Origin of the sequence: Micromonospora sp. NPDC018662 (assembly GCF_044391475.1) — a bacterium.
GTDB lineage: Bacteria > Actinomycetota > Actinomycetes > Mycobacteriales > Micromonosporaceae > Micromonospora.
Window position 1 is genome coordinate 411521 of the sequence record NZ_JBISAC010000002.1, and the last position, 23609, is coordinate 435129.

General features: G+C 74.3%; 26 protein-coding genes and 1 riboswitch. Of the genes, 6 read left to right on the forward strand and 20 right to left on the reverse strand.

What is annotated here, in order from left to right:
- Positions 1-158: 158 nt before the first annotated feature.
- The 4 genes from ACH495_RS07210 (at position 159) to ACH495_RS07225 (ending at position 4866) form a co-directional block, all read left to right on the forward strand.
- Complete coding sequence (locus ACH495_RS07210) at positions 159-944, forward strand: ABC transporter ATP-binding protein (RefSeq protein ID WP_396856857.1); 786 nt, start codon at positions 159-161, stop codon at positions 942-944.
- A 2-nt stretch (positions 945-946) separates the two neighbouring features.
- The gene (locus tag ACH495_RS07215) at positions 947-1897 is read left to right on the forward strand and encodes an LLM class F420-dependent oxidoreductase (protein WP_396856858.1); all 951 of its coding nucleotides are present in this window, start codon (positions 947-949) and stop codon (positions 1895-1897) included.
- The gene (locus tag ACH495_RS07220) at positions 1894-2202 is read left to right on the forward strand and encodes a cupin (RefSeq protein ID WP_396856859.1); all 309 of its coding nucleotides are present in this window, start codon (positions 1894-1896) and stop codon (positions 2200-2202) included. The genes ACH495_RS07215 and ACH495_RS07220 overlap by 4 nt, the downstream gene beginning before the upstream one ends.
- 75 nt (positions 2203-2277) lie before the next feature.
- Positions 2278-4866, forward strand: coding sequence for a hypothetical protein (locus tag ACH495_RS07225; RefSeq protein ID WP_396856860.1), 2589 nt, complete (start codon positions 2278-2280; stop codon positions 4864-4866).
- A gap of 148 nt (positions 4867-5014) precedes the next feature.
- Here ACH495_RS07225 and thiC read toward each other — a convergent pair whose 3' ends face one another.
- From thiC to thiE, 7 genes are all read right to left on the reverse strand, one after another.
- Complete coding sequence (gene thiC, locus ACH495_RS07230; RefSeq protein WP_396856861.1) at positions 5015-6598, reverse strand: phosphomethylpyrimidine synthase ThiC; 1584 nt, start codon at positions 6596-6598, stop codon at positions 5015-5017.
- Between the two features lie 17 nt (positions 6599-6615).
- Positions 6616-7404: a bifunctional hydroxymethylpyrimidine kinase/phosphomethylpyrimidine kinase gene (gene thiD, locus ACH495_RS07235; RefSeq protein WP_396856862.1), complete on the reverse strand. Its 789-nt coding sequence runs from the start codon at positions 7402-7404 to the stop codon at positions 6616-6618.
- Positions 7401-8144, reverse strand: coding sequence for a thiamine phosphate synthase (locus tag ACH495_RS07240; protein WP_396857330.1), 744 nt, complete (start codon positions 8142-8144; stop codon positions 7401-7403). Before ACH495_RS07240 ends, thiD begins: the two co-directional genes overlap by 4 nt.
- Before the next feature lie 65 nt (positions 8145-8209).
- Positions 8210-8980 (reverse strand): thiazole synthase, encoded by a 771-nt coding sequence (locus tag ACH495_RS07245; RefSeq protein WP_396856863.1) that lies wholly within the window; start codon positions 8978-8980, stop codon positions 8210-8212.
- A 5-nt stretch (positions 8981-8985) separates the two neighbouring features.
- Positions 8986-9186 carry a sulfur carrier protein ThiS gene (thiS, locus tag ACH495_RS07250; RefSeq protein ID WP_357297993.1) on the reverse strand — a complete coding sequence of 67 codons (201 nt, stop codon included), beginning with the start codon at positions 9184-9186 and terminating at the stop codon, positions 8986-8988.
- On the reverse strand, positions 9177-10307 hold the full coding sequence (gene thiO / locus ACH495_RS07255) for a glycine oxidase ThiO (protein WP_396856864.1): 1131 nt from the start codon (positions 10305-10307) through the stop codon (positions 9177-9179). The genes thiS and thiO overlap by 10 nt, the downstream gene beginning before the upstream one ends.
- Positions 10301-10927 carry a thiamine phosphate synthase gene (gene thiE, locus ACH495_RS07260; protein WP_396856865.1) on the reverse strand — a complete coding sequence of 209 codons (627 nt, stop codon included), beginning with the start codon at positions 10925-10927 and terminating at the stop codon, positions 10301-10303. The genes thiO and thiE overlap by 7 nt, the downstream gene beginning before the upstream one ends.
- A riboswitch (TPP riboswitch) is annotated at positions 10922-11033 on the reverse strand. It overlaps the preceding gene by 6 nt.
- Before the next feature lie 119 nt (positions 11034-11152).
- On the opposite strand from thiE, the gene ACH495_RS07265 reads away from it, so the two are divergent.
- Complete coding sequence (locus tag ACH495_RS07265; protein WP_396856866.1) at positions 11153-12064, forward strand: DUF559 domain-containing protein; 912 nt, start codon at positions 11153-11155, stop codon at positions 12062-12064.
- 523 nt (positions 12065-12587) lie between these two features.
- On the opposite strand, the gene ACH495_RS07270 is transcribed toward ACH495_RS07265, so the two are convergent.
- From ACH495_RS07270 to ACH495_RS07285, 4 genes are read right to left on the reverse strand one after another with little or no spacing between them, the layout of a single operon-like run.
- A complete protein-coding gene (locus tag ACH495_RS07270; protein WP_396856867.1) occupies positions 12588-13550 on the reverse strand; it encodes an aldo/keto reductase in 963 nt (320 codons plus the stop codon).
- Positions 13551-13578: 28 nt separating this feature from the next.
- Positions 13579-14376 carry a nucleotidyltransferase domain-containing protein gene (locus tag ACH495_RS07275; RefSeq protein ID WP_396856868.1) on the reverse strand — a complete coding sequence of 266 codons (798 nt, stop codon included), beginning with the start codon at positions 14374-14376 and terminating at the stop codon, positions 13579-13581.
- Positions 14373-16052, reverse strand: coding sequence for an ABC-F family ATP-binding cassette domain-containing protein (locus ACH495_RS07280; RefSeq protein WP_396856869.1), 1680 nt, complete (start codon positions 16050-16052; stop codon positions 14373-14375). The genes ACH495_RS07275 and ACH495_RS07280 overlap by 4 nt, the downstream gene beginning before the upstream one ends.
- A 41-nt stretch (positions 16053-16093) precedes the next feature.
- Positions 16094-16699 carry a class I SAM-dependent methyltransferase gene (locus tag ACH495_RS07285; RefSeq protein ID WP_396856870.1) on the reverse strand — a complete coding sequence of 202 codons (606 nt, stop codon included), beginning with the start codon at positions 16697-16699 and terminating at the stop codon, positions 16094-16096.
- A gap of 359 nt (positions 16700-17058) precedes the next feature.
- Between ACH495_RS07285 and ACH495_RS07290 the strand changes: the two genes are divergently transcribed.
- A complete protein-coding gene (locus tag ACH495_RS07290; RefSeq protein WP_396856871.1) occupies positions 17059-17973 on the forward strand; it encodes a hypothetical protein in 915 nt (304 codons plus the stop codon).
- A gap of 100 nt (positions 17974-18073) precedes the next feature.
- Here ACH495_RS07290 and truA read toward each other — a convergent pair whose 3' ends face one another.
- The 9 genes from truA to ACH495_RS07335 form a co-directional block, all read right to left on the reverse strand.
- Entirely contained in the window at positions 18074-18907 is an 834-nt protein-coding gene (truA, locus tag ACH495_RS07295) for a tRNA pseudouridine(38-40) synthase TruA (RefSeq protein WP_396856872.1), read from the reverse strand.
- A gap of 72 nt (positions 18908-18979) precedes the next feature.
- Positions 18980-19540: a 50S ribosomal protein L17 gene (gene rplQ / locus ACH495_RS07300; RefSeq protein ID WP_396856873.1), complete on the reverse strand. Its 561-nt coding sequence runs from the start codon at positions 19538-19540 to the stop codon at positions 18980-18982.
- A gap of 34 nt (positions 19541-19574) precedes the next feature.
- The gene (locus ACH495_RS07305) at positions 19575-20597 is read right to left on the reverse strand and encodes a DNA-directed RNA polymerase subunit alpha (RefSeq protein WP_343445075.1); all 1023 of its coding nucleotides are present in this window, start codon (positions 20595-20597) and stop codon (positions 19575-19577) included.
- Positions 20598-20692: 95 nt separating this feature from the next.
- On the reverse strand, positions 20693-21319 hold the full coding sequence (gene rpsD, locus ACH495_RS07310; RefSeq protein WP_089155247.1) for a 30S ribosomal protein S4: 627 nt from the start codon (positions 21317-21319) through the stop codon (positions 20693-20695).
- A gap of 14 nt (positions 21320-21333) precedes the next feature.
- On the reverse strand, positions 21334-21741 hold the full coding sequence (rpsK, locus tag ACH495_RS07315) for a 30S ribosomal protein S11 (protein WP_014440747.1): 408 nt from the start codon (positions 21739-21741) through the stop codon (positions 21334-21336).
- 18 nt (positions 21742-21759) lie between these two features.
- Positions 21760-22140, reverse strand: coding sequence for a 30S ribosomal protein S13 (rpsM, locus tag ACH495_RS07320; RefSeq protein WP_013288614.1), 381 nt, complete (start codon positions 22138-22140; stop codon positions 21760-21762).
- Positions 22141-22294: 154 nt separating this feature from the next.
- Positions 22295-22408 carry a 50S ribosomal protein L36 gene (gene rpmJ, locus ACH495_RS07325; RefSeq protein ID WP_043965539.1) on the reverse strand — a complete coding sequence of 38 codons (114 nt, stop codon included), beginning with the start codon at positions 22406-22408 and terminating at the stop codon, positions 22295-22297.
- A gap of 91 nt (positions 22409-22499) precedes the next feature.
- On the reverse strand, positions 22500-22721 hold the full coding sequence (gene infA / locus ACH495_RS07330; protein ID WP_007073013.1) for a translation initiation factor IF-1: 222 nt from the start codon (positions 22719-22721) through the stop codon (positions 22500-22502).
- A gap of 249 nt (positions 22722-22970) precedes the next feature.
- A complete protein-coding gene (locus ACH495_RS07335) occupies positions 22971-23498 on the reverse strand; it encodes a DUF1707 domain-containing protein (RefSeq protein ID WP_396856874.1) in 528 nt (175 codons plus the stop codon).
- Positions 23499-23609: the final 111 nt, after the last annotated feature.

Genomic DNA, 23609 nt, shown 5'->3' on the forward strand with positions numbered 1-23609 from the left:
GGCTGATGACGCGCCGCAACCGTCCGGGTTGCGGAAAGGAAACGAACTGGGGTGACGGAAAGCGGACTGACGTCCACCCCGGACGGTGCTATAAGCACGAGCCCGTTACGCTAGCCCGGCTCGCGTTCGCGACGATGTGGGAAGGGAGCCGGCAGGAGATGATCCGACTGTCCGGGGTGTCCCGCACCTTCGACGGCCGCTCGGGGCGGGTGGAGGCGCTGCGCGGCATCGACCTCGACGTCGCCGAGGGTGAGTTCGTCGCCGTCCTCGGCCGCTCCGGCTGCGGGAAGTCCACGCTGCTGCGCATGATCGCCGGCCTGCTGCCGGCCACCGCCGGTGAGATCACCGTGGCGGGCACGCCGATCACGAAGCCGCGCCAGGACGTCGCCATGCTGTTCCAGCGGCCGGCGCTGCTGCCCTGGCGCACGGTGCTCGACAACGTGCTGCTGCCGGTGGAGATCTTCGGCTGGAGCCGGGCGAAGCACCGCGACCGCGCCCGTGAGCTGCTGGAGATGGCCGGGCTGGCCGGCTTCGAGAAGCGCCTCCCGCACGAGCTGTCCGGCGGCATGCAGCAGCGCGTCTCGCTCTGCCGGTCGCTGATCGGCTCGCCCCGGGTGATGCTGATGGACGAGCCGTTCTCCGCGCTCGACGCGCTCACCCGGGAGGAACTCTCCGGGGAGCTGCAACGGGTGCACATGGACACGAGGGCGACCATCGTCTTCGTCACCCACTCGATCGACGAGGCGGTGCTGCTGGCCGACCGGGTGGTCGTGCTCAGCCCGCGTCCCGGCCGCATCCGCGAGGTGGTCGAGGTGGCCGTGCCCCGGCCCCGCACCCTGGGCCGGCACGCGCACCTGGCCGACGTCGCACGGATCAGCGCCGAGCTGCACGAACTACTGATGGAGCGGGACGCCCCCGGGGTGCCCGCGACGGGAGGACGGTGAGCATGCGGGTCTCGGTCTTCACCGAACCCCACCGCGGCGCGGACTACGAGGACCAACTCCGGTTCGCCCGGCTGGTCGAGGAGACCGGCTTCGAGGGCTTCTTCCGCGCCGACCACTACCGGTCGATGGGCGACGAACCGGCGCTGCCCGGCCCCACCGACGCCTGGCTGACGCTCGCCGCGCTGGCCCGCGAGACGTCCCGCATCCGGCTCGGCACGCTCGTCACCTCCGCCACCTTCCGGCTCCCCGGCCCGCTGGCCGTGATGGTCGCCCAGGTCGACCGGATGAGTGGCGGCCGGGTCGAGCTGGGCATCGGCGCCGGCTGGTTCGCGCGCGAACACACCGCGTACGGCATCCCGTTCCCGCCGGTCAGCGAGCGGTTCGACCGGCTGGCCGAGCAGTTGGAGATCGTCACCGGGCTGTGGCGCACCCCGGACGGGGAGACCTACAGCTACACCGGTGAGCACTACCGGCTGGTCGACGCGCCCGCGCTGCCCAAGCCGGTGCAGCAGCCCGGCCCGCCGGTGATCGTCGGCGGCAAGGGCCCCAAGCGCACCCCCGAGCTGGCCGCCCGGTACGCCGACGAGTTCAACATGCCGTTCAAGAACGTGGCCGAGACGGCCGCCGCCTACGAGCGGGTCCGCGAGGCGTGCGACCGCACCGGGCGCGAGGCGTCCGGGCGCGCGCCGCTGACACTCTCCGCCGGGATCGTGGTGGCGATCGGGCGGACCGACGCCGAGGCGCAGCGACGGGCCGCGCCGCTGCACGTCACCAGCGCACTCCCGCCGGAGGACCCGGTGGTCGGCTCGCCGGCACAGCTGGTCGACCGGCTCGGCGAGTTCGCCGCGGTCGGGACCACCCGGGTGCACCTGCGGCTGATCGACTTCGACGACCTCGACCACGTGGAGCTGATCGCCGCCGAGGTGCTCCCCCAACTGGACGGACCGCGATGACCGACCCGCACGCCCACCTCGAACTCGGCCCGGTGGGCCAGGAGATCGTCTACGAGAACGACCGGGTCCGGGTCTGGCACATCCGGCTGGAGCCGGGCGAGCGTCAACCGCTGCACCGCCACGACCACCCGTACCTGGTGGTGGCGATCCAGGGTGCGAAGAACGTGGTGCAGACGATCGACGGCGTCACGATCGACGCCGACGAGCCGACCGGCGGGGTGGTCTACCGCGACCCCGGGGCGGTGCACATGCTGACCAACGTCGGCGACACCACCTATCTCGCCCGGCTGGTCGAGCTGATGTAGCCACGCCGGCGCGGTTCGCCGCGCCGCGCGCGGGCAAGGTGGCGAACCACCCCACCGGGCCGTAACGTGCCCGACATGGCCTTTCGGACGTGGGGCAGGCTGCTGCTCACGGCGCTCGGGGTGAGTGTGCTGGCCGCTGCCGGCCAACTCGGCGTCGCGTACGGCTTCGGAGTCGTCCGCCTCGACGGCGCGTTCGTCGACGCCTCGGTCAACCGGTGGCCCGCCCAGCTCGCCTGGGTCGCCTGGTTCGCCGCGGTCGCCACCGTCGCCGGGGCCGTCCTCACCGAGCGTCTCGCCCGCTGGGACGACCTTCCCGGTGGCACCACCGAGCTGCTCTCGATCGCCGGCGTCAGCGCGCTCGGCGCGATCGTGGTCGCCCCGCTCTGCATGCAACCGGCCCGCGCCGCCGAGCTGGGCGGCTCCCTCGACCCGGTCTGGGCAGCCGGCATCTGTGCCGTCCTCGGCGCGGTGGTGGGCGCGGGCGCGGCGATCGCCGTGCTGCTCAAGCCGCCGTTCGGCTGGGGCGTCGCGCTCACCGCAGGAACGGTCTGGCTGCTGGCCCTGCTCTCCGTCGCACCCACGGTCGTCGGCAACCGGTCGCTGGCCACCGTACGCCTCGGTGTCCTCGAACCGTCCTGGCTGGGCGCCCCGACGGCGCAACGCCTGGCCATGCTGCTGCTGCCCACGCTGGCCCTGCTCGCGGGCGGCGCGATCGGCGTGCTGGCCCGCCGGGCCGGGCATCCGCCACTGGTCGGTGGCGCGGCCGGCGCGGCCGGGCCGGCGCTGGTGGCGTTCGCCTACCTGACCGCCGGTCCGGGCACGGCGACCGACCGCTACCAGCTCGCGCCCTACTACGGCGCGCTGGTCGCGGTCGCGGCCGGGGCGCTCGGCGCGACCGCAACCTCGATGCTGCCCCGGCCGGGCACCGGCGACGCCGTCGAGCCCACCGACATCCTCGCGCCGCTGCCGGCCGGGGCAAGCACCACCGCGGCCACCCCGGCCACCTCCGCCGTCACCGTGCCGACCCCGACCTCGGCCGGTGCGCCGGCCCCCGCGCACTGGGACTGGCCGGAGGCCGACGGGCCGAACGCGCCCCGGCAGGTCAGCCCCGCATCGCCGCTCGCCACCGAGCAGCCCGACCGGCCGACGCCCGACGCCCGGCCCGACCGACCGGCGCCGCCGACCGTCGGGCCGGACGACGAGGTCCCGATCCGTGATCTGCCGATGCCCGGTCTGTTGCCACCGGGCCGGCGGACCTCGGCCATCGACGTCCTGGCCGCCGGCCGCACCGGTCCGCAGCCGCCGCCTGATCCGACCCGATCGGATCCGACCGGCACCGACGCCCCGGCGACGGCGGGCCGCCCGGCCGGCGTCGAGTCACCGGCGACTGTCGAACCGGCCCGGCCCGGACCGGAGTTCCGGCCGGCGACGACCGACGCCGAGCCGGCCGCCGCCTCACCCGTCGACGTGTCGGCGCCGGCCGCCGCGCCGCGAGCCACCCGGCCGCGCCGGAGCCGCACCGTCGCCCGGTCCACGCCGCCGACGGACGAATCGACGCCGACGGAGCGTCCCGCGCAGCCGACGGTGGCGGAGACCACGCCGGCCGGCGGCCCTGCCCCGGCGCCGACCGGTAACGACGCCGCTCCGGCCGTCGCCCGGCGGCCCGCCGCCCGCCGCCCCGCCGGCCCGCCGGCCGCCACCCCGCAGCCCGTGACCCCGCCGCCCGCCGCCCCGCCACCATTGACCCCGCCACCGGCCGCCCCACAGCCCGTGGTTCCATCGGCCGCCGCCCGGCCGCCCGTGGTTCCACCGGCCGCCACCCGGCCGCCAGCCACCCGGCCGCCCGTCGGGACCGCCGCGGCCGGGGCGTCCGCCCCGCCGCCGGACGACGTCGCCGCGCCGGCCGAGCCGCCGGCCACGGAGCCGAAGCCGGCCCGTCGCCCGCGCAGTTTCTTCTTCGCGCCCGAGCCGGACAGCCCCGCCCCGCCCAGGTCGCCCCGGCCGCGGTTCCCCATCTTCGACGACGTGACCGAACGACCGGGCGACGTGCGGCCGGCGTGGCCGATCCCCCCGGCGGCGAGCCGCCCCACCCACCCGGCCGACGCCGAGGCGCCGGGCGAGCCGGCGGCCACATCGGGTAGGCCGGGCGGGCCGGCCATCGCAGCGGGTGAGTCGGCCATCGCACCGGGCCGGAAAGCCACCGGTCAAGACGGCGACGACGCGACGGGCCGAGCCGAGCCGACCCCCCGCCGCCGACGCCAGAGCCTGCCCGAGCCGGGCCGGAGCACGGGATGGGACGCCTTCGCCACCAGTGCCCGTCCCACCGATCCGACCACCCCCGGGACGAGCGTGCCGGCTCAGGGCGTCGCCGTGGCCGGCGACGCGGGGACGGACACGACCGCACCGGCCGGGTCCGGCACGGAGAAGGCCGCGGGCCGCCACGCCGGGACGGACGACGCCGAGGCCGCCGGCGGGAAGTCGAAGATCCGGCGCGGCCTGTTCCGGCGCAACCGGGACCGGAGCGGGTCGGACCCGGCCGACGACGCGACCGAACCGAACGCCACCCCGGACGAGGAGTACGTCGACTGGGTCGCCGGTCTCGCATCCGACGACAACGCCGACGACGCCCGCTCCCTGCGTACCGGCCGGCACCACCGCGACTGAGTCTCCGGGCCGGGCCGGGCCGACGCGCGCGGCCCGGCCCGGAGACTTCGCGGCTCGTCGCCCCGCCGCCGAGAAGGTGATCCGGAACGGCTCCCGGCAAGGCCGTTGCGCACAGGTCTACGGCCGTCGAAGGGACGAGCCCGGGTGCTCAGGCCAGCGGGAGGTAGACCCGCGAGCCGGCGGCGACGAACTCCTCGGACTTGCCGCGCATGCCCCGCGCCGCGTAGTCCGTCAACTCCTGAGTGATCTTCATGGAGCAGAACTTCGGACCGCACATGGAGCAGAAGTGCGCGGTCTTGGCCGGCTCGGCGGGGAGCGTCGCGTCGTGGTACGCCCGCGCGGTCTCCGGGTCGAGCGCCAGGTTGAACTGGTCCTCCCAGCGGAACTCGAACCGGGCCTTGGAGAGCGCGTCGTCCCACGCCTGCGCGCCGGGATGCCCCTTGGCCAGGTCGGCCGCGTGCGCCGCGATCTTGTACGCGATCACGCCCGCCTTCACGTCGTCCCGGTCCGGCAGCCCGAGGTGCTCCTTCGGCGTGACGTAGCAGAGCATCGCGGTGCCGAACATGCCGATCATGGCGGCGCCGATCGCGGACGTGATGTGGTCGTACGCGGGCGCGATGTCGGTGGTCAGCGGGCCGAGCGTGTAGAACGGCGCCTCGTGGCACCACTCCTGCTGGAGGTCCACGTTCTCCTTGATCTTGTGCATCGGCACGTGCCCGGGGCCTTCGATCATCACCTGCACGTCGTACTCCCAGGCGATCCTCGTCAGCTCGCCGAGCGTGCGCAGCTCGGCGAACTGCGCCTCGTCGTTGGCGTCCGCGATGGACCCGGGGCGCAGCCCGTCGCCGAGCGAGAACGTCACGTCGTACTTCGCGAGCAGCGAGCACAGCTCGCGGAAGTTGGTGTAGAGGAAGTTCTCCTCGTGGTGCGCCAGGCACCAGGCCGCCATGATCGAGCCGCCCCGGGACACGATGCCGGTCACCCGGTCCACGGCCAACGGCACGTACGGCAGCAGCACGCCGGCGTGCACCGTCATGTAGTCGACGCCCTGCTCGGCCTGCTCGATGACGGTCTCGGCGAACACCTCCCAGCTCAGCTTCACCGGGTCACCGCCGACCTTCTCCAGCGCCTGGTAGATCGGCACCGTGCCGATCGGCACCGGCGCGTTGCGCACGATCGCCTCGCGGGTCTCGTGGATCCGCTTGCCGGTGGACAGGTCCATCACGGTGTCCGCGCCCCACCGGGTGGCCCAGGTCAGCTTCTCCACCTCCTCGGCCACCGAGGACGTCACCGCCGAGGTGCCGATGTTGGCGTTCACCTTCACCAGGAACGCCTTGCCGATGATCGCCGGCTCGCACTCCGGGTGGTTGACGTTGAGCGGCAGCACGGCCCGGCCGGCCGCGATCTCGTCCCGGACGAACTCCGGCGCCACGCCCTCCCGGATCGCCACGAACTCCATCTCCGGCGTGACGGTCCCGGCCCGCGCGTACGCGAGCTGGGTCGGCCGGGTCCCGGCCAACGGCGTGCCGGCGCCCCGGACCGGCGCCACGTCGCCCCGCTCCGCGATCCACGGCCCACGCAGCGCGGGCAGCCCCACCTCCGGGTCCGAGCCCGGCCCCGAGGTGTCGTAGAGCCGCACCGGCGGGTTGTCCCCGGCCAGTGTCACCTCGGCGAACGGCACCCGGACGTCCGGCCGCGACCCTTCCACGTACACCTTGCGACGTGCCTGCATGACAGCCTCCCTGTCGCTCAAGCGGACCAGCCGAAGTGGTCCAGCGGGCCACGTCCCGCGCCCAGCTCCCAGTCCCGCGCACCGGTCAGCGCGCGGCTCACGTACTCCTTGGCGGCGGCCACCGCGACCGGCACCGCGTCGCCGGCCGCCAGCCGGACCGCGACGGCGGCCGCGAACGAACAGCCGGTGCCGTGGTTGTGCCGGGTCGCCACCCGGGGCGCACGCAGCAGCCGGGTCGTGCCGCCGCCGGCCAGCACGTCCACCGACTCGCCGGCCGCGTCGACGTCGCCGCCGGTCACCACCACGAACGCCGGGCCGCCGGCCGCCAGCGCCTCCGCCGCGGCGACCATCTCCTCGACCGTGCCCACCCGGCCTCCGGTGAGGGCCGCGGCCTCCGCGCAGTTCGGCGTCGCCACCTCGGCGTACGGGAGCAGCCGCTCGACCGCCTCCACCACGCCGAGCCGGTGCCCGCTGGTGGCGACCAGCACCGGGTCGACGACGAGCCGGGGCAGCCGGCCGTCCCGGGCCGCCTCGGCCACCACCTCGGCGACCGCCGGCGTGCCGAGCATGCCGGTCTTCACCGCCCGGACGTCGAAGTCGCCGAGCACGCTGTCGAGCTGGTCGCGCACGGTCTGCGGGGGCAGCGGCAGGACCGCGTCCACGCCCCGGGTGTTCTGCGCGGTGACCGCCGTGAGCACGCTCGTGCCGTACGCGCCGAGCGCGGCGAACGTCTTGAGGTCGGCCTGGACGCCGGCGCCGCCGCCGGAGTCGGAACCGGCGATGGTGAGGACTGTCCTCGGCGTCACTGTCTTTCCTCTGTGGTTGCGGTGGGGGGCTGCGGCCGACCGTGCCCACTCCGGGCGGTCAGGCTTGATCCCTGCGTGGGCACGGTCGGCCGCAGCCCTCTCGTGGGGATCTCCGCCGTCGGGTGGGGGGTGCGCGACATCGGGGTGGCCGCCTCCTCGAAGGCGCTGCCCAGCGTGGTGGCGGTCGCTGCTGGGTCGGGGGCGCGCATGATCGCACCGAGTACGGCGACCCCGGTGGCGCCCGCGTCGACGCAGGCTCGCACCTGGTCGGGGGTCTCGATGCCGCCGAGGGCGAGCACCGGCACCGGGCTGGCCGTGATCAGCTCGCGCAGTCCTTCCGGGCCCAGCGCGGGGCCGTAGCCGGGCTTCGTGCGGGTGGGAAAGGTCGGGGACAGCGTCGCGTAGTCCTCGGTGGTCAGTCGCGCCAGCTCGGCGGCGTCGTGGCAGGAGCGGCCGACCAGCCCGAGGCGCGGCGGCGGGTACGGGCCGGCGGCGGGCAGGTGCACGGCGTCCCCGTCGAGCGGGTCCGGTCCGGCCACGATCAGGGTGCCGCCGACGTCGGCGAGCACCGCGCGCAACTCGACCGCGAGGGCGAGTCGCTCGGCGCGCGGCAGGTCCTTCTCCCGCAGCACCACCCACCGCACTCCCCCGTCGACGGCTGCCGCCACGACCTCGACAAGCGGCCCCCGCGCGGCACGTCGATCGGTCAGCAGCACGACGCCCGCCGGGCAGCGTCCGATCCTGGTGCGGACCCGCCCCGGGAAGGGCGCGCGCGTACCACGATCGCCGGCAGCGGGACCGGCGATCACAGGTCGGGCCGGCCGTCGTCGGGGGTGGACGGGAGGGCGTGGGAGCGACGCGGGATGCGGCCCGCGCCGTACGCCAGGTGGCCGGCCGTCACCGCGTGGCGCATGGCGGTGGCCATCGCCACCGGGTCGGCGGCGCGGGTGACGGCGCTGGCCAGCAGCACCGCGTCGCAGCCCAGCTCCATGGCGAGTGCGGCGTCCGAGGCGGTGCCGATGCCGGCGTCCAGGATCACCGGCACGTCCACGGCCTGCCGGATCAGCCGGATGTGGTGCGGGTTGCCGATGCCCAGGCCGGAGCCGATCGGCGAGCCGGCCGGCATCACCGCCGCGCAGCCCACGTCGGCGAGCCGCCGGGCCAGCACCGGATCGTCCGACGTGTACGGCAGCACGGTGAACCCGTCGGCGACCAGCTCCTCGGCGGCGCGCAGCAGCTCCACCCCGTCGGGCAGCAGCGTGCGCTCGTCGCCGATCACCTCCAGCTTCACCCAGTCGGTGTCGAACGCCTCCCGGGCCAGGTGCGCCGTCTTCACCGCCTCCACCGAGGTCCGGCAGCCGGCCGTGTTCGGCAGCAGCCGTACGCCGCACCGCTCCAGCAGGTCGAGCAGCCCGCCCGTACCGCCCGGGGTGGTGTCCACCCGGCGCAGCGCCACCGTCACCAGCTCGGTGCCGGAGGCGTGGATGGCCGCCTCCAGCACGTCCAGGTTGGCCGCGCCGCCGGTGCCGAGCACCAGCCGGGAACCGAACGTCACACCGCCGATCTCCACTGACATCCCGGTCACCCGCCCTGCGCGGCGCTGAGCACCTCGACGCGGTCGCCGTCGCGCAGCACGCTCGCCGGCCAACCGCCGCGCGGCACCACCTCGCCGTTGACCGCGACCGCGAGGCCGCGCTGCTGCCCGGTGACCGCGCGGACCACCTCGGCCAGCGTGACGCCGTCGGGCAGCGTCCGTCCCGTGCCGTTGACGATCAGTTCCACCGGTGCTCCTTCGGAAACCGTGCCGGGGTGAAGGGGGCGAGCGCCGGATCCGGCTCGCCGGTGACGATCAGCTCGGTGACCAGGTCGGCGGTGACCGGGGTGAGCACGATGCCGTGCCGGTGGTGCCCGGTGGCGGCGAGCACGCCGGGCCGGCCGGGCAGCGCCCCGATCACCGGCGCGTTGTCGGGGGTGCCCGGGCGCAGCCCGGCGACGGCCTCCACCAGCGCGTACTCGGTCAGCTCGGGGACCAGCTCGACGGCGGCGCGGAGCAGCCTCAGCACACCGCCGGCGGTCACCTCGACGTCCGCGCGTTCCTCCACTGTCGCGCCGACGACCACCTCGCCGCCGGCCCGGGGCACCAGGTAGACCGGCTCGCCGTCGGCGTACCCCCGGATCACGTGCCGGAAGCCCGGCGGCCCGCCGGCGGGCGCGCGGAGCCGGAGCACCTGGCCCTTCACCGGCCGGACCGGCAACCCGGTCAGCGCCGCCGCGCCGCAGCCGGCCGCGACCACGGTGACCCGCGCGTCCACCTCGGACAACGCGCCGACCCGCGCCGGCCGGAACGCCACGCCGGCCCGCTCCGCCGCCGTGCGCAGCGCGGCGACGAGCGGGCGCGGGTCGACCTGGTGGTCGCCGGGCGCGACCGCGCCGCCGCGCACCCGGGTGGCCAACGCCGGCTCGCGGTCGCGCAGCGCCGACGGGCGCAGCGGCGTGATCGGCAACCCCAACCCCTGCTGGTACGACCACAGCCGCCCCGCCTCGGCCAGGTCGTCGGCGGTGAGCCCGACCACCAGCGTGCCCTCGGTGCGGTGGCCCAGGTCGACGCCGCTCGCCTCGGCCAGCTCGGCGGCGAAGCCGGGCCACCGGGCCGCGGACTCGACCAGCAGGCCGGTCAGCTCCCGCTCACCGAAGTACGCCTCGGCGACCGGGGAGAGCATGCCGGCGGCCACCCGCGACGCGCCCGACCCGGGCCGGTCGTCGTACACACTCACCCGCAGCCCGCGCTGCGCGCACCGCCACGCGATCGCCAGCCCCACCGGCCCGCCCCCCACCACCCCCACATCGGTAAGGCCGGGCCCCCGGTTAACGCTTTCGGTAGAGGAGGGGCCCCCGCTTAACACGTCAGCGCCCCGAGCAGCTCGGCGGTGGCGCGCGCCGGGTCGGCCGCCTCGGACAGCGCCCCGACCACCGCCACCCCGTACGCCCCGGCAGCCCGCAGCGCCGGCACCGACGCGGCGGTCACCCCACCGATGGCGATCACCGGAACCGTCACCGCGCCGGCGACCGCGCGTACCCCGTCCGGGCCGATCGGCGCGGGCAGGCCCGGCTTGGTGGTGGTGGCGTGGCAGGGGCCCACGCCCAGGTAGCTCGCTCCGGCGGCGACCGCCGCCCGCGCCGTCACCGGCTCCCGGGCGGTCGCGCCGAGCACGGCGTCGGCGCCGAGCACGCGGCGGGCAGCGTCCACCGGCAGGTCGTCCGCGCCGACGTGGCCACCGGCCGCGCCCACCGCGAGCGCCACGTGCAACCGGTCGTTGACCAGGCAGCACGCCCCGTACGGGCGGCACGCCTCGACCACTTGGCGAGCCAGCTCGTACGCCTCGCGGTCGGTGGCGTCGTCCTCCACCCGGACCTGGACGACGAGGTCGGCGCGAGCCACCGGCAGGGCGGCACGCAGCACGCCGAGCGGATCCCGCCCCGGTCGGGTGTCGGTGATGAGATGCAGTCGTCCCAGGGACGGCACGGCAACGCTCCTCCCTGCGCCGGCATTACCCGGATCAGGTTCGACGGTCGGGGGCTGTCAGCCCCCCTCTCAGCCCGGTCCGCACCGGGCTCCCGTGGGTCACTTGCGGCCTACCGTACGACGCCTCCCCGGCCGGACGGAAGACCGGCTGGTGTTTTTCCCAGAACCGCACCACTCGACGGACCGGGACGGCGAGTGACCGCCGGGTCACGACACGCTGTCCCGATGGTCGTATCCGCGCGTGTCCCGCCCTGCCTGTCGTCCCTGCCGTTCCGGGGCAGCCGGGCGGTCACCGACGGGCACCTGACCTGGACGATGCTGCGCGGCCCGACGTGGGTCCGCCTGCTGCCGGACGTGTACGTGCACCGCGACGCCCACCGTGTCGACGACCACCGGATGTGGTGCGAGGCGGTGGCGTTGCGCCTGCCGCCGGGTGCCGTGCTGGCGGGACGGAGCGCCGCCTGGTTGTTCGGCGCGTACGTGCTCACCCGCGACACGCCGGTGACCGTGCTGCTGCCGAGCCCGGCCCGGGTGCGTCCCCACCCACGGCTGCTGGTGACCCGGTCGCCGCTGCCCGGGCCGGACCGCACCCGGTTCGCCGGGCTGCCCGTCACCACCCCGCTGCGTACCGCGTTCGACCTGGGCCGCCACGGTCCCCGCGTCGAGGCGCTGGTCGCCGTCGACGCATTGCTGCGCCGCCGGATGGTGCGGCTGCCCGCCCTGCGCGACTACGCCGCGGAGCGCTTGGGCTGGCCGGGCGCTCCGCTGCTGCGCGAGGTGCTGGCGCTGGCTGAGCCGTTGAGCGAGTCCCCGATGGAGACGCGCCTGCGGCTGCTCCTCCTCGACGCCGGCCTCGGCCCGCTGACCGCCCAGCACGAGGTACGCGCCGGTGGGCGCTTCGTGGCCCGGGTGGACCTGGCCTGGCCGGCGCTGCGCATCGCGGTCGAGTACGACGGCGACCACCACCGCGAGCGGGCTCAGTTCCGGCGGGACGTGGCACGTCTCAACGCGCTCCGCGCGGCCGGCTGGGTCGTGCTCCGGTTCACCGCCGACGACGTGCTGCGCCGCCCCGAGGCCACCGTCGCCCTGGTCCGCCAGGCCCTCGCGGAACGCCGCCCCACCGCCACACCCCACTGACCCGTGCCCTCGGCACCGCACCGCACCGCACCGCACCGCACCGCACCGCACCGCGCCGCACCGGCCAGCCCACCACGAGCGGCGAACCTGCCCGCAGACACCCATGGCGTTCCACTCACGGTCAGGGTCGGCCGCGAGTGGAACGCCATGGGTGTCAGAGAGACGCTGAGGCACCCATGGCGTTCCACTCGTCGTGAGCACCGACTATGGGTGGAACACCATGGGTGCCTTGCGGTGGACGGCCATACCCGGGGCAGCCCCACCGGAGGGCGGTCACACCGGAGGGCGGTCACACCCACGCGGACAGCCGCACCCGCGGGCAAGCCAGCACCAGCGCGCGGAGCCAGCACCCGCGGGCAAGCCAGCAGCAGCGCGCGCAGCCAGCACCCGCGCGCAAGCCAGCACCAGCGCGGACAGCCAGCACCCGCGCGCAAGCCAGCACTAGCGTGCGCAGCCAGCACCCGCGGACAGCCACGTCAGCGCGCGGCCACACGGAAAGCGGCCAGGCCGGCTGGGCGGGCCGTCAGAGGAGGGCGTCGAGGGCGTCCAGGTCGTCGTCGGTGGGCTGCCAGGTGCCGGCGTCGGCGTTGGCGCGTACCTGCTCGGGACTGGTCGCGCCGGCGATCACCGAGGTCACCGCCGGCCGGGCGGCCAGCCCGCCGATGGCCACCTGGAGCATGCTGATCCCACGCTCGGCCGCGTACGCCTCGATCGCCTCGATGGTGTCCCAGCGCGCCGCGGCCAGCCGCTCGGCGTACCGGCCGCCGCCGGCCAGCCGGCTGCCCGCCGGGGGCGTCTCGCCGCGCTTGTACTTGCCGGTGAGCAGCCCGTTGGCGAGCGGGAAGAACGGCAGCATGCCGAGGCCGAACCGCTCGCAGGCCGGGATCACCTCGTCCTCCACGCCCCGTTCCAGCAGCGAGTAGTGGTTCTGCGCGGAGATGAACCGGGTGCGGCCCGCCGACGACGCGGTCCAGTCGGCGTCGGCGATCTGCCAGCCGGCGAAGTTGGAGTTGCCGAGGTAGCGCACCTTGCCGGCGGTCACCAGGTCGTCCAGCGCGGCGAGCGTCTCGTCGATCGGCGTGCCCGGGTCGGGCTCGTGCATCTGGTAGAGGTCGATGTGGTCGGTGCCGAGCCGACGCAGCGACGCCTCGACCGCCCGGGCGATGTAGCGGCGGCCACCCCGGGCGCCGTGGTCCGGCCCGTTCGCGCCGTGCATGTCCATGCCGAACTTGGTGGCGACCACCACGTCGTCCCGGCGCCCCTTGAGCGCCTGGCCGAGCAGCTCCTCGGAGCCGCCCTGCGGTTCGCCGTAGATGTCGGCGGTGTCGAAGAAGGTGATCCCGGCGTCGAGCGCGGCGTCGACCACCGCCCGGGTGCCGTCGCTGTCGAGTTTGCGGCCGAAGTTGTTGCAGCCGATGCCGACCACGGACACCACGAGCCCGGAGTCGCCCAGCCGGCGGTAGGTCATCTCACTCACGAGATCCACCCTATGCCCACCGGACGCGGGCGACGCCTCAGCCGAGCACGTCGGCGGCCAGCGACCGGGCGGCATCGACCGTCGCCACCAGCTCCCCCGGGGTACGCCCCACCGCGCCGAGCAGCCCGTGCGCGCGCTCGGCGAACTCCGGCGGCGTGCCCGGCAGCCGCCCGGCCGAGGCGAGCATGCCCTTCTCGTTGACCAGCCATCGCCCGGCCCGGCCGTGCAGTGCCTGCGCGAGCACGCCGACCACCCGGAACAGGCACCCGGCCACGTACCCGGCGTCGCCGCCGGCCGCGCCCTTGGCCGCGCCGTCGAGCAGCAGGCCGGTCTCCCAGCCGCCGGCCACCAGTGCCGCGCCGAGCGCGGGCGGGTAGTGGGCGGTCTCGGCCCGCAGCGCGGTCAGCTCGCCGGTCGGGTCGCCGAGCACCCGGCCCAGCGCCACCTCCCCGGCGTACGCGTGCGAGTAGAACCCGAGCGGGTGCCCGGCCTGCGTCGCGACCGTGTAGCGACCGGCGCGGCAGTCCGCCCACACCCGGTGCACCCGGTCCAGGTCCCGGTAGATCCAGTCCACCGCGACCCCGCCGACGCGCAGCCAGCCGCCGCCGTCGACCCAGGGGCCCCAGCCACCCGGCGCGGTGAGGTCCACCGGGCCGTCGGCGACCGAGGCGGCGACCGCGCGCAGCCCGGCCACGTCCGGCGTACCCCGGTAGTAGAGGCCGACGTCCCAGTCGGAGTCGGGCCGGTGCTCGCCGCGGGCCCGGCTGCCGCCGAGCGCCACCGCGACCACGCCGTCGACCGCGCAGAGCCGGTCGACGAGCTCCGGGTCGATCATCCGACGTCCCAGACCGGCTCCGGCGTCTCCACCACGTCCCCGTCGCCGCGGAACAGCACGAAGCGGTCGAAGGTGCGGGTGAACCACCTGTCGTGCGTCACCGCGATGACCGTGCCGTCGAACGCGGTCAGACCGGCCTCCAGTGCCTCGGCGGAGGCCAGGTCGAGGTTGTCGGTCGGCTCGTCGAGCAGCAGCAGGGTGGCCCCGGACAGTTCCAGCAGCAGCACCAGGAAGCGGGCCTGCTGGCCGCCGCTGAGCGTGCCGAAGCGCTGGTCGCCCTGGCCGGCCAGCTCGTAGCGGGACAGCGCCGCCATGGCCGCGTGCCGGTCCATGCCGGCCCGGTGCTCGTCGCCCCGCCACAGCACCTCGACCAGCGTCCTGGCCATCAGCTCCGGCCGGTCGTGGGTCTGCGAGAAGTGCCCCGGCCGGACCCGCGCGCCGAGCCGCACCATGCCGCCGTGCGCGACCGGTGCGAGCGCCTCGGCGCCGTCGACCGGGGTGTTGCCCGGTTCCGGGTCGGTGCCGCCGCGGGCCAGCAGGCGCAGGAAGTGCGACTTGCCGGTGCCGTTCGCGCCGAGCACCGCGACCCGGTCGCCGTACCAGAGTTCCAGGTCGAACGGGTAGGTCAGGCCGTCCAGCTCCAACTGCTCGGCGATCACCGCGCGCTTGCCGGTCCGCCCGCCCGTCAGCCGCATCCGGATGTCCTGGTCCTTCGGGGGTACGGGCGGCGGCCCGGCCTCCTCGAACCGGCGCAACCGGGTCTGCGCCGACTGGTAGCGCGACGCCATGTCGGAGTTGTACGCGGCCTTCTGCTTGTACATCAGCATCAGCTCACGCAGCTTCTGGTGTTCCTCGTCCCACCGCTTGCGCAACTCGTCGAGGCGGGCGTGCCGGGCCACCCGTGCCTCGTGCCAGCTCGCGAAGCCGCCCGGGTGCACCCAGGCGCTGCCGCCCTCCACGGCCACCACCCGGTCGGCGGTCTGCGCCAGCAGCTCCCGGTCGTGCGAGACGTAGAGCACCGACTTGGCGGACTCCCGCATTCGCGCCTCCAGCCACCGCTTGCCGGGCACGTCGAGGAAGTTGTCCGGCTCGTCGAGCAGCAGCACCTCGTCCGGGCCGCGCAGCAGCAGCTCCAGGGCGAAGCGCTTCTGCTGGCCGCCGGAGAGCGTCCGCACCGGCCGGTCCCGGGCGGCGTCCCACGGCAGGTCCAGCACGATGGTGGTGACGGTGTCGAAGAGCACCTCGGCGTCGTACCCGCCGGCTTCGCCCCAGGCGGCCAGCGCGTCGGCGTACGCGAGCTGGGCCTTGCCGGCGGCGGAGCTGAACCTGCCGCGGACCTCGGCCGTCCGCATGGCCGCCTCGGTCTCGACCAGCCGGCGCCCGGCGTCGCGCAGCACCGGTGGGGCGAGGGACAGGGCCAGGTCGGCGAGCGTCGACTCGTCACCGATCATGCCGATGAACTGCCGCATCACGCCCAGCCCGCCGGAGCGGGCGATCACGCCGGTGGGCACCGGCAGGTCGCCGGCGACCATCCGGAGCAGCGTCGTCTTGCCGGCGCCGTTGGGCCCGACGAGCGCCACCTTGGCACCCTCACCGACCCGGAACGACACCTCGCGGAACAGCTCCCGCCCGTCCGGGAGGATGTGCCCCACCCCTGCCACGTCCACGTATCCCACCCGGGCATCCTGCCCGAGCCGGCGGTGCGGACGACACCGGATTACCGGGTGACGCGGAGCACCCGGTACCCCTTCTGGCTGGCGTGCCGCTGCACCTGCCAGCCCTGCTCGACCAGCCACCGGTGCAGCGAGTCGCCGCCGAGGTGGCGGGCGACGACCAGCCAGGCCGTGCCGTCCGGGGTGAGCCGGGGCAGCCAGCGCAGCAGCAGGTCGTGCAGGTCCGCCTTGCCGATGTGGATCGGCGGGTTCGACCAGATCTGCGCGAACGAGACGTCGGGCGGAAGCTCGTCGGGGGCGACGGCGTGGATCCGGTCGGCCGCGCCGATGCGGGCGGCGTTGGCGGTGGTGAGCGCGCGGGCCCGTTCGTTGACGTCCACCGCCCAGACGGTCGCGGCCGGCGCGACAGTGGCCAGGACGCAGGTGATCGGTCCGAACCCGCAGCCGATGTCGAGCATCGGGCCGGCGGCGTCGGCGGCCGGCAGGTCGGCCTTGCGCAGCAGTACCGCGGTGCCGGGGTCGAGCCGGTCGGCGGAGAAGACCCCGCCGGCCGAGGTGAGCGTGAAGTCGCGCCCGGCGACGGAGAACTCGACCTCCCGCGGGCGGGCCGGGGTGGTGGGCTCAGCGGTGAAGTAGTGGTCGCCGGTCACGCGGGCATTCTCGCACCGGCCGGCGGAGCGCCTTGCGACGGTAGGGCACGCAGGGCGGGACGCCACCCTGCCGTAATTTCCCAATATTCCCCCTGAAAGGGATAATCGGCCCTACTCTATCCCACATGGTGTACCGGTACGAGTCCGATGAGGACGCCTTCCTCGAGTATCCGGAGCCCGGGCCGGCCCCGGTCGGGCCCGTGTCCGCGACGCCGCCACCGGCGGGTCCGTCGCCTTCCCGCTTTCCCACGCCGTCGCTGCCGCCGGCCCGGGCCACCCGACCGGCCCCCGACGACGCCCGGGCGCCCGCCCCCGCGCCGCCCGTCCCGGCGCCCATGCCGCCCCGGGAGCCCGCCCCGGTGCCCCAGCCCGCACCACCGGTGCCGCAGCCGGTGCCGGCCGCGACGGCACGCCCGACCGTGCCGATCCCGGCCAGCCCGACGTTCCGCACCACTGACGGCCCCGACCAGTCGCGGAACCGGCGGGCCGGCCGCCGCGGTGGCGGCCGGGTCTGGCAGGCGCTGATCGGCGGGGCCGCCGTGCTGCTCCTGCTCTCCCTCACCGGCCTGGCCGTCGCGGCGCTGCTCGACGAACGGGCCGACACGCCCCCGACGAGTGAGCAGACCCCACTGCCGGCGGCGCCGGAGCCGACCGCACCCGGCCGGTCCGACCTGGACTCCCGGGACACCGACCAGGCGACGCTCACCGCGAAGGAGCTGTTCCCGGGCAAGCAACTGGTGGTCACCGACGGCAAACCGGCCTACCGGGTGCTCAAGACCCAGGCCAGTGCCGACTGCGCGGTCTCGGCCACCGGCGAGATCGCCGACCTGCTGGTCCGGCTCGGGTGCAACCAGGTCGTCCGGGGCACGCTCCGCTCCCCCGACGGCGACCACCTGCTCACCGCCGGCCTGTTCAACCTCACCGACCTGGCCAGCGCCCAGCGGGTACGGGACCGGATCCGGCCGCTGCTGGACGACCGCCAGGGACGGTTCCGGGGCCTGCCGGCGGGTAAGGGCACCGAGGCGGTGGAGAAGGCCGCCGCCCGGGTCGGCTGGCAGGTACGCGGCCACTACCTGGCCTTCTGCCTGGTCACCCGCGCGGACGGGGAACGCATCCCGACCGACGACGCAGTCGCCCGCGAGATCATGTACGACCTGATCGAGCTGCACCTGAACCGGAACGTGCTGGACCACCGTGCTGCCGGCGGAACGGCCGGCCAGCCCACCGGCGGCGCGACCGAGGACAGCGCCGGCCAGCGCGGCACGGACGACTGAACCGGCGCTCCCCGGCCCGCCATCCACCTCCGGTGGCGGGCCGGTCGCCGTCTCCCGGCCGCTTCCGCGCGCCGGCACCGCCTTCGCGACCCGGGCGGGCTCAGCCCTCGGCGACCGGGACCCGCAGCCGGCGGGTGAGGTCGGCGCGGCGGGCGTACTCCGCCGGGTCGGCCGGGTAGCCGACCTCGACCAGGGCGAGGCCGTGCGCGGGCGCCACGGTGACCTCGCTGGACCGTTCCCGGCGGACCAGCAGGCCGGCCGGCCACTCCACCGGCCGTCGGCCGTCGCCGGCGACCAGCATGGCGCCGACCAGGCTGCGCACCATGTTCTGGCAGAACGCGTCGGCCCGCACGGTGGCGACCAGGATCCCGTCCGGGTCACGCCGCCAGTCCAGCCGGGTCACCTCACGCAACGTGGTGGCGTTCTCCTTGCGCCGGCAGTACGCGGCGAAGTCGTGCTCGCCCACCAGGCCGGCCGCGGCGGCGTTCAGCGCCGCCAGGTCGAGCGGCTTCGGCCAGGCCAGCGTGTCCCGCCGGCGCAACGGCTCGGCACCCCAGGCGGCGTCGGTGACCCGGTACTCGTAGCGCCGGAAGGTGGCCGAGAACCGGGCGTCGAAGTCGGCCGGCACCTCGGCCATCGCGCGGACCCGGGCGTCCGGCGGGAGGAGTCGGGCCAGCCGGCGCAGCAACCGCCCCTCGTGCGCACGCCACACCTCGGTCGGCAGGTCCAGGTGGCAGACCTGCCCGGTGGCGTGCACCCCGGCGTCGGTCCGGCCGGCCACTGTCAGGCCGGTGACCGTGCCCGCGCCGAGCACCAGGTCCAGCGTCTGCATGAGCACGCCGGCGACCGTGCGCCGGGTGGGCTGGGGGGCCCATCCGGAGAAGTCGGTGCCGTCGTACGAGACGTCCAGCCGCAGCCGGGTCCGCTCGTCCACCTCGTACCTCCGTTGACGGCGACGGGCCCGGCACCCCCGTGGGGATGCCGGGCCCGTCGATGCTGCCGGCGATCAGGCCTTGTCGTTCTCGGTGGCCTCGTCGCTGTCCTCGCGGGCGGCGGCGGTGTCCCCGGTGGCGGAGACCGGAGCCTCGGCGTCCTGGTCACCGGCGCTGGCCTTGGGGGCCTCCTCGGCCGGGGCCAGGGCCTCGACCTTGTCCTGCTGGGCGGCCTTGCGGGCGGCGGTCTTCCGGTTCGCCTTCGGCTCGGCGACCTGAAGCTCCTCGACCAGCTCGATGATCGCCATCGGAGCGGCGTCACCCTTGCGCGGACCGGTCTTCACGATCCGGGTGTAGCCACCGTTGCGGTTGGCGTACCGGGGCGCGATCTGGTCGAACAGGGAGTAGACCACGTCCTTGTCCTTGACGACGCCCGCCACCCGCCGACGCGAGGCGAGGTCGCCGCGCTTGGCCTTGGTGATGAGCTGCTCGGCCAGCGGGCGGAGCCGCCGGGCCTTCGTCTCGGTGGTCTGGATCTTGCCGTGCTGGAACAGCGCGGTGGCCAGGTTGGCCAGCATCAGCCGCTCGTGCGCGGGGCTGCCGCCGAGGCGGGGGCCCTTGGTGGGCGTGGGCATGCTTGGTGCTCCTCAGGTGTGGCGGCAGCGCGGACTAGAGCTGCTCGGTCTCGCGGTAGTCGTCGGTGTCGTAGTCGGCCTCGCCGAAGGCGTCCACGACGTGCGCCGGGTCGAAGTTCGGAGCCGAGTCCTTCAGCCCCAGGCCCATCCCGGCGAGCTTCATCTTGACCTCGTCGATCGACTTCTGACCGAAGTTGCGGATGTCGAGAAGGTCGGCCTCGGTACGCCCGATCAGCTCACCAACGGAGTTGATGCCCTCGCGCTTGAGGCAGTTGTAGGAGCGGACGGTCAGGTCCAGCTCCTCGATCGGCAGAGCCAGGTCCGCCGCCAGCTGGGCGTCCTGCGGGGACGGCCCGATGTCGATGCCCTCGGCGGTCTCGTCCAGCTCGCGGGCGAGCCCGAACAGCTCCACCAGCGTCGAGCCGGCCGAGGCCAGCGCGGTACGCGGGCCCATCGACGGCTTGCTCTCGACGTCGATGATGAGCCGGTCGAAGTCGGTCCGCTGCTCGACCCGGGTCGCCTCGACGCGGTAGGTCACCTTGAGCACCGGCGAGTAGATCGAGTCGACCGGGATCCGGCCGATCTCGGCGCCCGCCTGCTTGTTCTGCGCGGCGGTGACGTAGCCCCGGCCCCGCTCGACGGTCAGCTCCATGTCGAGCCGGCCCTTGCCGTTCAGGGTGGCGAGCTTCAGGTCCGGGTTGTGCACGGAGACACCGGCCGGGGGCTGGATGTCGCCGGCGGTCACGTCGCCCGGGCCCTGCTTGCGCAGGTACATGCTGACCGGCTCGTCGTGCTCGGAGCTGACGCACAGCTCCTTGATGTTCATGACGAGCTCGACCACGTCCTCCTTGACACCGGGGATGGTGGTGAACTCGTGCAGGACACCGTCGATCTTGATCGAGGTGACCGCCGCGCCCGGGATGGACGACAGCAGCGTACGCCGGAGCGAGTTGCCGAGCGTGTAGCCGAAGCCGGGCTCCAGCGGCTCGATGGTGAACTTGGACCGGGTCTCGTTGATCGACTCTTCGGAGAGAGACGGTCGCTGGCTGATGAGCATCTTTTCTCTTCTCTTCCGGGGCGCCCGCTATTTGACGCCCACGACACAACTGTTCCGGTGGCCCGCCCCGCAGGACGGGCCACCGCAACGAGCCCCTACTTGGAGTAGAGCTCGACGATCAGCTGCTCCTGGACCTGGGTGTCGATCACCTGACGGGCCGGGAGCGAGTGCACGAGGACCTTCATCTGGCTGGGGATGGCCTCGAGCCACGCCGGAACGGTCTTGGAGCCGGCCTCGGCCTGCGCGACGATGAACGGGGTGAGCTCCTTGCTCTTGCCCCGGACCTCGATGATGTCGTGCTCCTTGACGCGGAACGACGGGATGTCGACCTTCTTGCCGTTCACCGTGAAGTGACCGTGCTTGACCAGCTGACGGGCCATGTCCCGGGACTTGGCGTAGCCGGCCCGGTAGACCACGTTGTCCAGCCGCGACTCGAGGATCTGGAGCAGAACCTCACCGGTCTTGGCCTTCTTGCCCACGGCCTCTTCGTAGTAGCCGCGGAACTGCTTCTCCAGCACGCCGTAGACACGGCGGGCCTTCTGCTTCTCACGGAGCTGGAGCAGGTACTCCGTCTCCTTCGTGCGGCCGCGGCCGTGCTGCCCGGGCGGGAACGGCCGGGACTCGAACGGGCACTTCGGACCATCGCACTTGCTGCCCTTGAGGAACAGCTTCATCTTCTCCCGCCGGCAACGGCGGCAGTCAGCACCGGTGTAACGAGCCATCTCTCTCTAACCTCTCAGACCCGGCGACGCTTCGGCGGACGGCACCCGTTGTGCGGCTGCGGCGTGACGTCGGAAATCTGCCCGACCTCGAGACCGGCGGCCTGCAGCGAACGGATGGCGGTCTCCCGGCCGGAGCCGGGGCCCTTGACGAACACGTCGACCTTGCGCATGCCGTGCTCCATGGCCCGACGCGCGGCGGCCTCGGCGGCCAGCTGCGCGGCGAACGGGGTCGACTTGCGGGAGCCCTTGAAGCCCACCTGGCCGGAGGAGGCCCAGGAGATGACCGCACCGGTCGGGTCCGTGATGGACACGATGGTGTTGTTGAAGGTGCTCTTGATGTGCGCCTGCCCGTGGGCGACGTTCTTGCGTTCCTTGCGCCGGACCTTCTTGACGGCGGCTCCGGCACGAGCCTTCGGTGGCATAAGTCTGTGCGCTCCTAGTTACTTCTTGCCGGGCTTCTTCTTGCCGGCCACGGTCCGCTTCGGGCCCTTCCGGGTCCGCGCGTTGGTCTTGGTGCGCTGACCGCGCACGGGCAGACCGCGGCGGTGCCGGATGCCGGCGTAGCAGCCGATCTCGACCTTGCGGCGGATGTCAGCGGCGACCTCGCGGCGCAGGTCGCCTTCAACCTTGTAGTTGCCCTCGATGTGGTTCCGGAGCTCGACGAGCTCCTCGTCCGTGAGGTCCCGAACGCGCTTGTCCGGCGAGATGCCGGTCGCGGCGAGGGTCTCCAGGGCGCGGGTACGACCGACCCCGAAGATGTAGGTGAGCGCGATCTCCATCCGCTTCTCGCGGGGGAGATCCACGCCGACTAGACGTGCCATGTGCGGGCGTACTCCTCATGGTTTGTGGCGGAGGTGTGGACCCGTCCCACCCCGCTGCCCGAGCGGGCCCCGGCCTCCGACCGGGGGTCAACCACGAGAGGGATACGCGTGACGCGCACCGTCCGCGGCTGGGACGAGCTGGTGGTGTGGGGCGTCAGCCCTGGCGCTGCTTGTGACGCGGGTCGCTGCAGATGACCATGACCCGGCCGTGCCGACGGATCACCCGGCACTTGTTGCAGATCCTCTTGACGCTCGGCTTGACCTTCACGGTTGCCTTACTTCCCATCTGGCCCGGAGCGCGACGGATCGCGACCCGGACGTCGAAGACGGATACGGGGACGTCCCGGCCGTCGTCAGGCTTACTTGTAGCGGTAGACGATGCGCCCGCGGGTCAGGTCGTACGGCGAGAGTTCGACGACGACCCGGTCCTCCGGCAGGATGCGGATGTAGTGCTGCCGCATCTTGCCGCTGATGTGAGCCAGCACCTTGTGGCCGTTCGCGAGCTCCACCCGGAACATGGCGTTCGGCAGGGGCTCGATGACCCGACCCTCGATCTCGATGGCTCCGTCTTTTTTCGGCATGTACTCCGCTGTCCTGACGTCGGTTGCTCCGGACGGCCCACAACGTCTTACACGGGTGAACTGACCAAGATCAGTGAACCCGCGCCAGCCGCGGCTCCGACTCCCACCGAAGCGCAGGGTGGGCATGGCGGAGTGGACGCTGTGCGCCGATCTGAAAGTGTACGCCCGCCCGCGCGCCGCCGCCAAACCGGCCGGCCGCCAGATCCCTCGAACGGCGGATTTCCGGCCCGGTTGTGACCAGCGGCACAGCTATCGGCGGCGGTCGCGCCGCTTCCGGCCGTGATCCACGCCGATCAGCCCGACCGACTGCATCAGCACCAGGCCGCCCCACGGCCCCAGCACCCAGAGCGGCCAGACGCCGGCGACGTGCCCGGAGGCCACCGCGCTGATCAGCCAGATCGGCACCAGTATCGCGGCCACCCGCAGCCAGGGCAGCCAGAGCCCGAGCAGCCGCGAGCGGGCCTCCGGCTCGACCGGCGTCGTCGATCCGGCGGGCACCGCCGGCGCCCCCGTCGCGCCAGGCTCGGTAGCTGTCGCCGGCGCGGGCGGCGGAGCCGGGGTGGCGGGCACCACGGCCGACCGCTCGGCCGGCGCCGGGCCCGGCAGGTCGGCGACCACCTCGTCCAGGTCGCCGTAGGTCCGGGCGCCGTACGTGCGGGCCAGCCGCTCGTCGTACTCGTGCAGGCCGAGCCGGCCCTCCTCCAGCGCCACCCGGAGTCGTTCCGCCACGGCTTCCCGATCGCGGTCGGCCGCCCGCATCTCCCGCTGCCCGTCCATGCCGGCAAGGATGCCACCGCTCAACCACCACCCGCCATGCCGCAGCCGGTCGGCCTCGGCCGCGGGCCGTAACGCCGGGTGAGGTCCGTCGGCGAACAGTCGCCTCTTGGG

Excerpts from the sequence above, each read along its gene's own strand:
- rpsM (WP_013288614.1), bottom strand. The coding sequence starts at position 22,140 with ATGGCACGTCTAGTCGGCGTGGATCTCCCCCGCGAGAAGCGGATGGAG.
- ACH495_RS07305 (WP_343445075.1), bottom strand. The coding sequence starts at position 20,597 with ATGCTCATCAGCCAGCGACCGTCTCTCTCCGAAGAGTCGATCAACGAG.
- infA (WP_007073013.1), bottom strand. The coding sequence starts at position 22,721 with ATGCCGAAAAAAGACGGAGCCATCGAGATCGAGGGTCGGGTCATCGAG.
- ACH495_RS07210 (WP_396856857.1), top strand. The coding sequence starts at position 159 with ATGATCCGACTGTCCGGGGTGTCCCGCACCTTCGACGGCCGCTCGGGG.
- rpsK (WP_014440747.1), bottom strand. The coding sequence starts at position 21,741 with ATGCCACCGAAGGCTCGTGCCGGAGCCGCCGTCAAGAAGGTCCGGCGC.
- ACH495_RS07275 (WP_396856868.1), bottom strand. The coding sequence starts at position 14,376 with ATGATCGACCCGGAGCTCGTCGACCGGCTCTGCGCGGTCGACGGCGTG.
- ACH495_RS07225 (WP_396856860.1), top strand. The coding sequence starts at position 2,278 with ATGGCCTTTCGGACGTGGGGCAGGCTGCTGCTCACGGCGCTCGGGGTG.
- ACH495_RS07265 (WP_396856866.1), top strand. The coding sequence starts at position 11,153 with ATGGTCGTATCCGCGCGTGTCCCGCCCTGCCTGTCGTCCCTGCCGTTC.
- rpsD (WP_089155247.1), bottom strand. The coding sequence starts at position 21,319 with ATGGCTCGTTACACCGGTGCTGACTGCCGCCGTTGCCGGCGGGAGAAG.
- ACH495_RS07220 (WP_396856859.1), top strand. The coding sequence starts at position 1,894 with ATGACCGACCCGCACGCCCACCTCGAACTCGGCCCGGTGGGCCAGGAG.
- ACH495_RS07215 (WP_396856858.1), top strand. The coding sequence starts at position 947 with ATGCGGGTCTCGGTCTTCACCGAACCCCACCGCGGCGCGGACTACGAG.
- ACH495_RS07335 (WP_396856874.1), bottom strand. The coding sequence starts at position 23,498 with ATGGACGGGCAGCGGGAGATGCGGGCGGCCGACCGCGATCGGGAAGCC.
- rplQ (WP_396856873.1), bottom strand. The coding sequence starts at position 19,540 with ATGCCCACGCCCACCAAGGGCCCCCGCCTCGGCGGCAGCCCCGCGCAC.
- thiC (WP_396856861.1), bottom strand. The coding sequence starts at position 6,598 with ATGCAGGCACGTCGCAAGGTGTACGTGGAAGGGTCGCGGCCGGACGTC.
- ACH495_RS07245 (WP_396856863.1), bottom strand. The coding sequence starts at position 8,980 with ATGTCAGTGGAGATCGGCGGTGTGACGTTCGGTTCCCGGCTGGTGCTC.